The organism is Dyadobacter chenhuakuii, assembly GCF_023821985.2.
Classification (GTDB): Bacteria; Bacteroidota; Bacteroidia; order Cytophagales; family Spirosomataceae; genus Dyadobacter; species Dyadobacter chenhuakuii.
In genome coordinates this window covers 4504276-4517500 of sequence record NZ_CP098805.1, presented here as the reverse complement: position 1 = coordinate 4517500, position 13225 = coordinate 4504276, and the positions used below count along the sequence as shown (strand labels likewise).

Sequence of the window (13225 nt, the reverse complement as noted above, 5' to 3'; positions counted from 1 at the left end):
GGAAAACGAGGGTCCTTACTTATCGTATTGCGCATCTGATCGAAAACGGCGTTGATCCATTCCGTATTCTTTCCCTGACCTTTACCAATAAGGCTTCGGGAGAAATGCGTCACCGGATCGAAGGTGCAGTAGGAACAGAGGCGAGAAACATCTGGATGGGCACATTTCACTCTGTTTTTGCAAAAATACTCCGGATAGAGGCGCGTTACCTGGGTTATACAAGCGACTTTTCGATCTACGACACAGATGATTCCAAGTCGCTTTTGCGGAGCATTATAAAGGAATACAACCTCGACGATAAAGTGTATAAGGCCAATGTTGTCTTTAACCGGATTTCCGGAGCTAAAAACAGACTGGTTTCTGCGGATGACTATCTGGCCAATCCGGCTATTCAGGCGGACGATGACGCTGCGAAGATGAAGGAGATCGGCAGGTTGTATAAAACATATGTCATGCGCTGTTTTCAGGCGAATGCGATGGACTTTGATGATCTGCTTTTTAATACCAATGTTCTTTTTCGCGATTTTCCGGATGTACTATATAAGTATCAGCACAAATTCCAGCACGTGATGGTGGATGAGTTTCAGGATACGAACGTTTCGCAGTATCTGATCACCCGGAAACTTTCGGCTGTTCACAGGAACATCGTGGTGGTAGGTGACGATGCGCAAAGCATTTACGCGTTCCGTGGCGCAAACATTGAGAACATCCTCAACTTTGAAAAGGACTTCCCGGATGTAAGGGTCATCAAGCTGGAACAGAATTACCGCTCAACGAGCACGATCGTGAATGCTGCCAACTCTGTTATTGCCCGCAACAAGGCGCAGCTGGAAAAAAGGACATTTACGGATAATGAGGAAGGTTCATTAATAGATGTCATCAAAGCTGGATCTGACAATGAGGAAGGACGCCTGGTGGCTACGGCGATCTTTGAAGAGAAAATGTCGAAAGCGCTGCGAAATGAGAATTTTGCTATCCTATATAGAACCAATGCGCAGTCCAGGTCCTTTGAAGAAGCGCTCCGTAAGCTTGGAATTAAATACCGGATTATTGGCGGACAATCTTTTTATCAAAGAAAAGAGATCAAGGACTTGCTTGCTTACCTGCGTTTCACTGTGAACCAGCGCGATGAAGAAGCATTTAAACGCATCATTAACCTTCCTAAAAGAGGCATAGGCGATGGCACAGTGGCAAAAATCGCGGTTGCAGCCTCCGAAAACGGTATTCCGATCTGGGAAGTAGTTGCTAACATCGGCAAATATGCCAGTGGAAGGACCATTACCCCGATCGAGCAGTTTGCGACTTTGATCAAAAGCTTTAAAATTATGGTCGAAGAAGGCAAAGATGCTTACGAGGTGTCGGCGCACATTGCCAAGGTTTCGGGGATCTTGCGGGAATTATATGAAGACAAAACGGTAGAAGGGCTTTCGCGCTATGAAAACGTTCAGGAGTTGTTGAACGGGATCAAGGAATTTGTAGATAATGAAGAAACAGAAGACAAAACATTAAGTGCATTCCTTCAATCCGTTTCCTTATTGACGAATGCCGACGAACCGGATGATAATAATGATAACGACCGGGTTACGATGATGACCATTCACTCTGCGAAAGGCCTGGAATTCCGGAATGTATTTATTGTGGGCTTGGAAGAAGACCTTTTCCCAAGCCAGATGATGCTGGAAAGCCGTCAGGACCTGGAAGAAGAACGAAGGTTGTTTTATGTGGCCATCACCCGCGCCGAAAAAAAGCTTTCCTTCTCTTACGCCGAAAGTCGTTACCAATGGGGAAGATTGAAAATGTGCGAACCAAGCCGTTTCTTACTGGAAGTCGATCCGCATTTCCTGAATGTTTCCAACATGCTTCACGGAGCGCCTACGCGGGATAGCGTGAGTCCTGTAACGTCATTTGCAAGGAATTTAACCCAAAGGAAGTCTGCTCCGACTCCATCCAGTACGACAGTTTCACATACGCCGTCCGAAGATTTCGTGCCCACCGACACATTTGATCTCAAAGAAGGAGACAAAGTGGAACATTTGAAGTTTGGTTTCGGAGAAGTAACGAGGATGGACGTGAATGGCACCGACCGCAAGGCAACCGTTAATTTTAAACTTGTCGGAGAGAAAACTTTGCTGCTGAGCTTCGCCAAGCTCCGTATTCTGAAATAATTCGCTTAGCATGATTATAGTACGTTTGTCGGCAGCTTTAATGTTTTAACGGTCCCTGCTACACTTCTTTAAACTTAAACACCCTAAAACTTCACCATTAAACAACATGAATATGTTTATTGAAAAAGACATTATACAAATACAAGAACGCGGAAGCGATATTGCCACAGTAGAAGAACAAGTCAATTATTTTGTAAACGGATTCCCCTTCCTCCAACTTTCAAAAGCTGCCACCGTCGGCGATGGCATCATTCGCCTCACCGACGACCAAATTGCAACCGTAATCAGTGAATTTGATAAAAGTGCTTCTGAGGGCGAAATTGCACTCTTGAAGTTTGTTCCGGCCTCCGGTGCTGCTACGAGAATGTTCAAATCCCTTTTCGGGTTTTTGCAGGATGATAAAAAAGACAAATCTGTTGAAGAGTTTTTTGGCAAACTAAAAGACTTTGCATTCTATGAGGATCTGAAAACCTCCCTGGCTGCCGACGGAAACGACATTGAGACGGCGGATGAAAAAACCATTGCATCTTACTTCCTGACTAACAAGGGATTAGGTTATGGTGAGCTGCCAAAAGGTTTGCTGAAATTCCATAATTATGCAGAACGTTCCAGAACGCCATTAGAGGAACATTTGGTAGAAGGCGCGAAATATGCCAATGCCGGCAGCAATGTCCAGATCCATTTTACTGTGTCGCCTGAGCACCGTGACAAATTTGAAAAACTGGTGGTAGAAGTGCTGCCAAGTTACCAGAGTGAGTTTGGCGTGCGTTACATTGTTTCGTTCTCCGAACAGAAAAGCTCAACCGACACCATTGCGGTTAACCTCGATAACACCCCTTTCCGCGAAAAAGACGAAAGCCTGTTGTTCAGACCGGCGGGTCACGGCGCGTTGCTGGATAATCTCGGACAGCTGGATGCGGATATTATTTTTATCAAAAACATTGATAATGTGGTTCCTGACAGAATTAAGCAGGACACCATTACTTATAAGAAAGCGCTGGCCGGCATTGTATTAAGCTACCAAAAAAGGATTTTCTCTTATCTGGGAAAACTGAAAGACCAGGCTAACCCAGCATTACTAAGCGAATTGGACGCTTTTTTTAAGACAGAACTTTGCGTTGTGCCTCCTGCTGACTTCGATTCATGGTCGGATGATCAGAAAGCCATCTATTTTCAGAAAAAATTGGATAGGCCTTTGCGCGCTTGCGGAATGGTGAAAAATCAGGGAGAACCGGGCGGCGGTCCGTTTTGGGCTGAGAATGCAGATGGTTCATCGTCTTTGCAGATTGTAGAATCAGCGCAGGTGGATGTGGATGATGAATCGCAGAATAGCATTTTCAAGAACTCAACGCACTTTAATCCAGTGGATCTGGTATGCGCGGTGAAGAATAGCAAAGGTGAATTGTATGATCTGAAAAAATTCCGTGATCCCTTAACGGGCTTTATTACCGGAAAATCGAAAGATGGTAAGGAGCTGAAAGCGCAGGAATTGCCAGGATTATGGAACGGCGCCATGGCAGATTGGAACACATTGTTCGTGGAAGTGCCCTTAATTACATTTAATCCGGTAAAAACGGTGAATGATCTGCTGCGTGAGCAACACCAGTAGAACTCATTTATATACCAAATAAAAAACGCCAGACTTTAAAATCTGGCGTTTTTTATTTGGTGACTTTATAGAACCCATCAAGGGATCGGCAATACTTTGCTTTCTTTAAATGTCGAAAGAATAACCATCGTTTGTGTGCTGGCAACTTCTTCAATCTCATTTATTTTTTCAAGCATCAACTTCTGATATGTGCTGATATCTTTTGAAATCACACGAAGAAGAAAATCTCCTGTTCCGGTAATATGGTGACATTCAATAACTTCTGGAATTGCATGTATCTTCTCGACAAAAGACTCTGTTACCGCCTTCCTGTGTCCAACCAGGGAAATTTGTACAAATGTGCTAACGCCCAAGCCTACTTTTTCCGGCTCCAGTTGCGCATGATAGCTTTTGATAATTCCTGATTGCTCTAATTTTTTGACACGCTCCAAAGTCGGTGCAGGCGACAAGCCTATTTCTTTGGACAGTTGTGCGTTAGTTATTTTTGCGTTCGTTTGTAAGATCTCCAGTACTTTACGGTCTATCTGGTCTAACTTAATAATGGCCGACATTTCTCTATGACTAAGGTTTTATATTGCCCCTTTTTTAGGACGCTGCAAAACTAATTAGTTTCCCGAAGAATCTTACAATTATATACTGAAAATTTGTCAAAAAATAGAATTATCGTAGGCAAAAACAGAATTTAGTTTTGAAATATTAGGCTTTTACCAATTGTAACTTTTCGTATGCAATTGGTTTACACTGCGTAAGTTTCGATCTTTTGCAGAAAATCCTGATAAGTAACCGCTATTCCATCCTCCAATTCCACGCGGTGTTTCCAGCCAAGCGCGTGCAGCTTGCTCACATCCATTAGTTTACGCGGCGTTCCGTCTGGTTTGTCGGTGTTCCAGTGAATTTCTCCGGTATAACCAGTTACACGCTGGATCATTTCGGCAAGCGTTTTGATGGACACATCTGCACCCACTCCAACATTCAGGAAACCGGGCTCATCGTAGTTTTGCATCAGGAAATAACACGCATCTGCAAGGTCATCAGCGTGCAAAAACTCCCTTAACGGAGATCCTGTGCCCCATAGCTCAACAAATGGCTTATTTTCTTCCTTCGCCTCATGGAATTTGCGGATCATGGCTGGAAGCACGTGCGAATTGTTCAGATCGTAGTTATCGTTGGGGCCGTAAAGGTTTGTCGGCATGACGGAGATGAAATTGCAGCCGTACTGTGCGCGGTATGCTTCACACATTTTTATTCCGGCAATCTTCGCAATTGCATAAGGCTCATTGGTCGGCTCCAAAAGTCCTGTCAGCAACGAGTCTTCATGAAGCGGTTGCGGAGCCAGTTTCGGATAAATGCAGCTGGAACCTAGGAACATCAGCTTTTTGGCATCTGTACGATAAGCGCTGTCGATGACATTGTTCTGTATCAATAAATTATCGTGCAAGAATTCGGCCCTGTAAATGTTATTGGCCATAATCCCGCCTACTTTCGCTGCTGCTAAAAAAATATACTCCGGCCGCTCGGTCTCAAAAAAGTTTCTGACTGCACTTTGATCACGCAGATCCAGCTCAGAAGAGGTCTTAAGCAGGAAATTATCAAACCCTTCTTTCACTAATTTCCGATGAATGGCAGAGCCAACCATTCCACGATGTCCGGCGATATAAATTTTAGCGCTTTTTTCCACTGCGTTTTTTTTAAATTTGTGCGTTGATAATCAATATAGAAATAATCAATTCGTTACAAAAGTAACAATCTTGCTCTGAAGAAAAATTCAATACACATGCAAAGAATCATTCTTTTATGGTGCTTTTTCGCTCTTATAATAGCAGAAACGGCATCGGGGCAATCGGAGCAGCAGACAGAAACGCCCGCCTGGCTTCCAAAAGAAACGGTCAAGAAAGATACGGTTAACCGCTCCAAAGGACTTAAATCCTTTGTTTCCGGCCTGGATCCTGTAATGGGCACGTCTGTGCCAGGCGCATCCACGCGGGGTGCTAATGGAAAACCTACAAGTCTGTCTACATTGTTTGGCGAGACGATTCCGGATCTCGGGTTGAAGGTTAAAGAATACAAAAGCCAGAAAAAAGACCGCAAAAGCAAAAAGGAAAAAGCAAAACTTGCCAAGGTGCAGTATGAAGGCATTCCTATGCAAAGCATGTCTGTCAAATACGGAAGTGGCGACCGCGCAACGGTTGAGTATTTTCATGTTTTGAAGGAATACAAACCCCTGAACCAGTATGTCATGGGCGCCAACACGCGCTGGTATGACAAGAAAGGCAAGAAATTAAGCTCTGCGCTCATTAAGGATAAGGAACAAGCATTGCCACTTCACGGCTCTTACAAGAAATACAGCGGCGAAAACCTGATCGAGGAAGGTTTTTACTACATGGGTGTGAAAGATGGCCGATGGGTGAAGTACGATACAAAGTTTAATCTGATCGACAAGTCTGTCTGGGAGCGCGGCTTCCCTGCCGAATCGCAGATCACTTACTATGACTCGGCCCACAGCCAGATTAAAGAAGTGTTGCCGGTCATGTTCGGACAGGTTGAGGGCGAGTATTTACAATTTTACAAGGAAGGTCAGCTGGCAGTGAGCGGCAAATACGATGGCGGCGCGAAAATTGGCCGCTGGGTAGAATACTATCAGTTCAAACGCCAGCGCAAGAAGGAAATTCAATATCCAAAGTCGGGCTGGGATGAAGAATTTGAGCCATTTGTGCTGCGGGAATGGGATGAAAAGGGCAAACTTCTTTACGATTATACCAAGGATCCGCGTGCCTCAACAGAAGAGGAAACGGAAAATTAAAGCCCCGAATGGTTGAAAATCCTCAATCACCTGCTTAATTAGCATGCCGGATTTTGCGGCATGAATGAATTGAAATATGTTTTTGACTCTCCTAGGCTTTGTCCGGAATAAGATCTGGCTGGCATTTTTGCTCTGTATTGCTCCCATTATCATTTATATCTGGGTTTTCCAATCTATTGCACTGAATGTCAATTACGTAGCCTTTGACGATATCCTTGTTTTCGGCATTATTCCTGAGTTCGAAAAAGCGACATGGCCTGAGCGCTGGCAGTTGCTGACCACATTATTTCCTGAGCACCGCCTCGTTTTTTCCCGGTCGGTTATTCTCCTTTTTTATGACATTTTTGGCCACGTTAACCTCGTCTGGCTGATGATCGTGGCCAACATTTGCTGGGGATTGTGCGCATTTATTTTTTATAAGGCATTTCAAAAGCTGCACCTGTCGATCTGGTATTTTGTGCCGGTCATGTGGCTTTGGTTTAACATTCAATCCTACGAAAACATTTTCTGGGGAGTCAGCTCGCTGTGCAACTTCGGGGTGATCCTATTTGTGCTGTCAGCACTTTATTTTGCTGCCTATCATCCCAAAAGGGTTTTTGTCAGCTTAATTTTCGCCGTCGCTGCCACTTTTACCTATGGTAATGGCTTGATGGTTTTTCCTGTTATCGCGCTCATGTTCCTGATTACAGGGCGCCGGAACCAGTTTTTCACAACCGTGCTTTTTACCGCGTTTGTAGCGCTCATTTACTTCCTCGACTTTACACCCATTACCCAAAACCTTAGCTTTTCCGATCCGCAACAAGTCAAAGAAGGCTTTTTCGGATTGTTCGGCTTTATTGGTTCCATTGCAACTGTAAGCGCTTACAGCATTCCGTTATCAGCCATGTATATCGCCTCCGCATTCGGAATGTTGCTGGTGATCGCATTTATTTTTTTATATCAAAAACAAATTCTACCCCTTTGGCATGCTGCCTGGCTGAAATCAAAATATACCAACCGCACAGCCATATTTGCGCTCGCTATCCTTATATTCATCGGCATTACCACACTTGCGTTAACCTATAAACGCATTCCTACGGATACGTTTGCGGGCATGTTCAAAGGTCGTTACCGGATGTATTCCACCATGTGCTGCATTGCGTTGTACTTTGCCTTTCTGAGCTTGAAAAGCCATCATACGAGGCTGCGCTTATCGCCTGTTTTCCTGATATCGGCCATTGTGTTAAACATGGTGATACTCCACGGCAACTTTGCAGAAGCTGTTAATTACCGCCGTTCGGCCGTCACCCAGGAATTCAATGCACGTTATAATGCCGATTGGCTGGGTATCCGCATGTTTTCAATGGATCAAAAGCATTTTGAGAAAATCAGAGCATACTACAATTCCACGGACCCGCTCGCAGAAGGCTGGAATCCAAAGTCAGATCTCGCCGGAATGGCTTGCGACAGCATATATACGCCCGATTTGATCACCCAATCCGGTGATTATCTGGCAATTAATTTTGAACAGGATTTTTTCAAACCGGTGAAAGATTATACAGATGGCGCTTATGTGATTTTGAAATCAAAAGACCACGTTTATACTACGCCGCCCAATCAATCCGCGGTGCCTTTGAGAACGACCATCCGCCGGGGAATGTATTTTAATAAAGGTGCTTTCGCCAATTTTCACAGGGCAACCATTGAACCAGGAAATTATTCGATCTTTTTAATGATCCGGAAAAACGGACAAAATAAGATATACTGCACTGGTAGGACCTGGAATGAGGTTGATTAGCCCTTAAAATTTCTCATATAAGCCAGTCAGTATGCGCTCTACTTCCTTCCTGACTTCGCTGCCGGAGCGTGTGAAATTGTTATTCATGAAGCTGAAAACCAGTGTTTTGCCCTTCTTGGTGATCAGATAACCGCTAATGTTGTAATTGTTACTAAAACTTCCGGTTTTGGCAAAAACAAATGGTTTCTCCCCTTTGAACTGGTTGCTCAATGTTCCCGATCTGCCACCGGACGGCAGGATCTGAAACAGCTTTTCCTGCGGCACTTTCTGATGGATTTTTTGAAGCAAGGCAGAAATTGTTCTCGGTGTAAAAAGGTTATAACGGCTTAATCCTGAGCCATCCTTCCAGACCAACTTATCCGGTAAATCACTCATATGGTGCTCAATGGCGTGTGCTATGGCCTTTTCTGTATTGAGCGGAAGGCGGTTTGCTGATGCGTAAAGGAGCATCAGTTGCTCTGCCAGCATGTTATCGCTCACCTGCATCATTCTTTTATAAAGTGAATCGGAAGGAATGCTGTTCACCTTTTGCAGCTCGATTTCCAGTGGAATGTTGATCAGTTTGATCTCCTTTTTCAATGTATCGCTCAGCAACTGGACCGTGATCGCGTCGGTCATCCGCACCGGAACATCCTGGATAAGGCCCTGCGGCACACCCAGTTTGGAATGACGGAACAAATTCTGCATTTCGTCGCGCTCAATGCCGGAAGCCGCTGTATCCAGAACCATTGCTTTATCCCAGAATGCGGGAGAAACCCGAAAGCTCCTGGAAGCCTTTTCCGGAGCGCCGGGAACCGCATCGTCCGATTCGTCTTCCTTGGCAGCATTGCTGGCTGCCATATTCGCAGAAAAGCGCGCAATGTTTCCATAAACCGGCAAAGGCGAAATTTCCGGCTGATAGTAATCATTATAATCGCTCCACGCCCAGCCCGAGCCGTAGCGCTTGTTTTCAAAATTATACGGCGTGAAAAAGATCGCTTCTTTTCGGTTTTTTAAAAATTCAAAAACCTTGCTCTTTGGTAAATCCGGATGTAAAAGTGAGGGATCGCCTGTGCCGCGGATAAGGAGTAACTCGCCCCATTCCAGATATTCCAGGCCTGGAATCGAATCGCCAAGGGCACACAAGCCCGCATAGTAGCTGAATAATTTGGTGTTGGATGCGGGATTGTAATATTTGTTGCTCTGGTAAGCCGCGAGTTCTTTTTTCTCTCCGAGCTTTTGGATTGAGACGCCCGTATGCTGTTGACCGAGGACCGGGGAATTTTTTAATTCCCGTTTTAAATAATGAGATACCGAGCAACCTGAAAGCATTAAAACACTAACAAAGAAGATAAGCGTGCGCATGGAAATGTTACCTGGAATTATGGATGATGTGCGAATTTGAATGGAATTTACAATTTTATCGTATGCAATTGCGCAATTCTTTACTAAAACGAACATTATGACCTTACTTTGTATTTTATTCATTACGCACTAGGACAAGACCCCTGATGACCGATCTTCACGCTATCCTGAAGCAATACTGGGGTTACGACACCTTCCGCCCTTTTCAGGAGGATGCGATCAAAACAGTTCTTAATGGCATCGATACGCTGGTTCTGCTCCCGACAGGCGGCGGCAAGTCTGTGTGTTTTCAGGTGCCCGTGCTTGCAATGGAAGGCGTTTGCATTGTGGTTACGCCGCTGATCGCATTGATGAAAGATCAGGTGGAGCAGTTGAAACGCCGGTCCATTTTTGCGGCTGCAATACATTCCGGCATGAGCAAGAATGAGATCGATATAACGCTCGACAATTGCATACACGGTAATACAAAATTTTTATACGTCTCTCCCGAAAGGTTACGGACCGACATTATGGTTGCCCGGGTGAAACAAATGAATGTTTGCCTGCTTGCCATTGATGAGGCGCATTGCATTTCTGCCTGGGGCTATGACTTCCGGCCGGCCTACCTTTTAATTTCAGATTTCCGGAAAATAATCGCCGGAGTTCCATCGCCCGCTGGAAAACGTCAGGATGTTCCTCTAATGGCGCTTACTGCAACTGCGACCGAAGAAGTAAGGGCCGACATTCTTGAAAAACTTGAAATGCGCAATGCGCGGGTTTTCAAACAATCTTTCGCCCGGGCAAACCTCTCTTACTCAGCATTTTCCGAGGAAAATAAAGAGCGCAAGCTGCTGCAAATCCTGAAAAACGTAGCCGGAACAGCCATCGTATACGTGCGGACACGAAAGCGCACGAAGGAACTGGCCGATTGGCTTAACAGACAAGGCATCAGCGCACAGAATTACCACGCAGGACTGCCCTTCCGCGAGCGAAGCGACCGTCAGACGGCTTGGATCAAAAACCAGGTAAGGGTTGTGGTTGCTACCAATGCATTCGGGATGGGCATTGACAAGCCGGATGTGCGCGCAGTGGTTCATTTTGATCTGCCGGATAACCTCGAAGCCTATTATCAGGAAGCTGGGCGTGCTGGCCGCGACGAACAAAAAGCTTACGCTGTTGCATTGTTTACGAAGATCGACCTGGAAGAGCTTTCTGAAAGTGTAGAAAGGAAATACCCGCCGATAGAAGTCCTGAAAAGGGTTTACCAGGCACTTGCCAATTATTACAAACTTGCAGTTGGTGGAGGTGAATTTGCCAGTTTTGATTTTGATATACAGGAGTTTACCGGAGTTTTTGGCCTTGCCGTAAATGAAACGCATTATGCTTTAAAACTGCTCGAAGAAGAAGGTTTCCTGCAACTGAGCGAAAGTTTTAATGACGCGTCAAAAATTCATTTTCTCGTTGATAATCGCCAATTATACGATTTTCAGATACGTTACCAGGAAATGGATTCGTTTATCAAGGTAATTCTGAGGATGTATGGCGGGGAACTGTTTACGGAATATGTGCGGATCTCTGAAAACGAGCTGGGCCAGGTTTATTTTGCGCCGGAAAATGAGGTTGTGAAGAAATTGAAATTCATGCACGAACGCGAAATTATCGACTATGAACCGCGGAAAAGCAAACCGCAACTCACTTTCCTCACGCCCCGGTATGATGCAACATTATTACCGCTTAACGTTTTTGAAATAAATAAGAAAAAAGAGCGGGACATTAAAAAAGCGCGCGCTGTGGCACATTATGCATCCCACACGCGCATTTGCCGGACTTTGCTTTTATTAGAATATTTCAATGAATTTGATGCGGAAGCATGTGGAGTTTGTGACATTTGCATTCAAAACAAGAAAAACGAACTGGCTCAAAACCCCGGACTGGAAACTACGTTAACCAATTTTTTGGCACAAAATGGCCCGGTAACACCCAATGAGCTAGGCATAGCATTTGAAGACATTCCTGAAAAGGATTTTTTACAGACATTACAACAATTGATCAAAGAGGAAACGATCCGGTATGATGATGCCGGGAAGCTATCCCTGACTAACAAAACTCAACATTGAAAAAAACAGTCCTTACTTTCGCACTATTCCTTTGCATTTTATCACAAGCGGTTCACGCTCAGCAAATTCCAGGTCTTGAACTAAGCAATTACGGAGGCTTGTACAGGGCTACGCGCAATCCCGCAGTCCTGGGCGGGCCCAAACACAAATGGCAGATCAACATTGGAACATTAGGAGGAAGCATCAATTACCGGTATTTCAATTTTGTTGGTGAAAATTCCCTGTTATATCCGTTGCTGATTCCACATTCGACGAAAGAATTATACGGCCGCTCCCGGACAACCGGTTCCCTGCTCAACGATGACCCGATTTATACATTCAGTGAAATCCGCTGGCCTTCCGCAATGATCGCCATTGGCAAATATCAGGGGCTCGCATTACAATTCAGGACGAGAGGATTTGTACAAGGCAAAAACCTGCCCGACCCGATCCAGACGTTATATTTTCATCGGCTAGACACGGGCAGCACACCGCCAACCGACCAGCCGTGGGGTGATTTTAATCTGGTTCAGCAAAGCTTTTCGGATGTAAGTGTTTCCTATGGCGTGCAATTACTGGATCTTGACGCGCACAAGCTGCGTATTGGCGTAACCGGAAAACGTGTTTTTGGAGCCAGGATCGGCTATTTGAATGGCTCGGCCGATCGTTACAGCATTCGCCCGCTGGCCGGCGCAGATGAGACGAGCGAGCTGGTTGTCCAAAATTTCGCCTATGAAAGCGGTTACAGCAATCCTAACAAGAAAATGCGCATTTCAAATCTTTTCAATTCGGACCAATATGGCTCTGGATGGGGTTATGATCTGGGCTTTTCTTATGAGCTTGGGGCGTATTGGAATAAATCAAAAGAAGTGTTTGACGAAAGCCCGGAATATCTGGTAAGACTTTCGGGATCATTGACGGATGTGGGCTCCATCCGTTATAAAACTAACCGCAGCAAAGTGAGTTCGGGACGTGAAACTGAGGCTGTTGTAGGCCAAAAAGAATTAGAGAATGTAAGCGACGAAGGTCCGGAGGGTTTCATGACGCTTTTCCCATCCGACCGTGACACGACATTCCAACGAAACATTCAGCTTCCGCAAGCGCTTCATTTAGAAGCAGATATTCAGTTGGTAAAAGGTTTTTTCCTGAATTTATCCAAAACAAAACCATATAAGCGCAGAAGCGGCGAATATCTGGATACTTACCAGCTCGAATCATTTACAATCACACCCAGATTCGAGGATGAAGATTCTGATTTTTCTTTCCCCATTTCCTTTATTAAGGGAAATAATAGGCCGTCTATTGGCGCTGTGGGGCATTTCGGGCCTGTTTTCTTGGGGTTCAGTAATGTTAACGGGTTACTGAAAAAAGGCGGGGCCAGAGGCAGCATGGTTTATTTAGGTTTTACTGCCTGGAAATTGAACAGGAAAAAAGACGCGGAATGATCTTTCATAT

The 13225-nt window shown here is 45.0% G+C and carries 9 protein-coding genes (1 of these 9 cut by a window edge); 6 read left to right on the top strand and 3 right to left on the bottom strand.

The features are described 5' to 3' along the window. Together NFI80_RS18780 and NFI80_RS18775 are read left to right on the top strand one after the other, a co-directional pair. On the top strand, positions 1-2165 hold the 3' portion of the coding sequence (locus tag NFI80_RS18780; RefSeq protein WP_235166478.1) for an ATP-dependent helicase. 100 nt of this gene lie to the left of the window's left edge; the window shows 2165 of its 2265 coding nt (coding positions 101-2265); its start codon lies beyond the left edge, outside the window; the stop codon is at positions 2163-2165. 112 nt (positions 2166-2277) lie between these two features. Continuing rightward, the gene (locus tag NFI80_RS18775) at positions 2278-3774 is read left to right on the top strand and encodes a DUF4301 family protein (RefSeq protein WP_235166477.1); all 1497 of its coding nucleotides are present in this window, start codon (positions 2278-2280) and stop codon (positions 3772-3774) included. A 77-nt stretch (positions 3775-3851) separates the two neighbouring features. Here NFI80_RS18775 and NFI80_RS18770 read toward each other — a convergent pair whose 3' ends face one another. Together NFI80_RS18770 and NFI80_RS18765 are read right to left on the bottom strand one after the other, a co-directional pair. After that, positions 3852-4325 (bottom strand): Lrp/AsnC family transcriptional regulator, encoded by a 474-nt coding sequence (locus NFI80_RS18770; protein ID WP_015813234.1) that lies wholly within the window; start codon positions 4323-4325, stop codon positions 3852-3854. Positions 4326-4510: 185 nt separating this feature from the next. Next, on the bottom strand, positions 4511-5452 hold the full coding sequence (locus tag NFI80_RS18765; protein WP_256565286.1) for a GDP-L-fucose synthase family protein: 942 nt from the start codon (positions 5450-5452) through the stop codon (positions 4511-4513). Between the two features lie 96 nt (positions 5453-5548). Between NFI80_RS18765 and NFI80_RS18760 the strand changes: the two genes are divergently transcribed. Together NFI80_RS18760 and NFI80_RS18755 are read left to right on the top strand one after the other, a co-directional pair. Next, positions 5549-6574 carry a toxin-antitoxin system YwqK family antitoxin gene (locus NFI80_RS18760; protein WP_235166476.1) on the top strand — a complete coding sequence of 342 codons (1026 nt, stop codon included), beginning with the start codon at positions 5549-5551 and terminating at the stop codon, positions 6572-6574. Positions 6575-6650: 76 nt separating this feature from the next. Next, a complete protein-coding gene (locus NFI80_RS18755) occupies positions 6651-8351 on the top strand; it encodes a hypothetical protein (protein WP_235166475.1) in 1701 nt (566 codons plus the stop codon). A 3-nt stretch (positions 8352-8354) separates the two neighbouring features. Here NFI80_RS18755 and NFI80_RS18750 read toward each other — a convergent pair whose 3' ends face one another. Then, on the bottom strand, positions 8355-9695 hold the full coding sequence (locus NFI80_RS18750) for a D-alanyl-D-alanine carboxypeptidase/D-alanyl-D-alanine-endopeptidase (protein ID WP_235166474.1): 1341 nt from the start codon (positions 9693-9695) through the stop codon (positions 8355-8357). 146 nt (positions 9696-9841) lie between these two features. Here NFI80_RS18750 and NFI80_RS18745 point away from each other — a divergent pair, with 146 nt between their 5' ends. Together NFI80_RS18745 and NFI80_RS18740 are read left to right on the top strand one after the other, a co-directional pair. Beyond that, positions 9842-11791 (top strand): RecQ family ATP-dependent DNA helicase, encoded by a 1950-nt coding sequence (locus NFI80_RS18745; protein WP_235166473.1) that lies wholly within the window; start codon positions 9842-9844, stop codon positions 11789-11791. After that, positions 11788-13215, top strand: a complete 1428-nt coding sequence (locus NFI80_RS18740; RefSeq protein ID WP_235166472.1) for a DUF5723 family protein — start codon at positions 11788-11790, stop codon at positions 13213-13215. Before NFI80_RS18745 ends, NFI80_RS18740 begins: the two co-directional genes overlap by 4 nt. Positions 13216-13225: the final 10 nt, after the last annotated feature.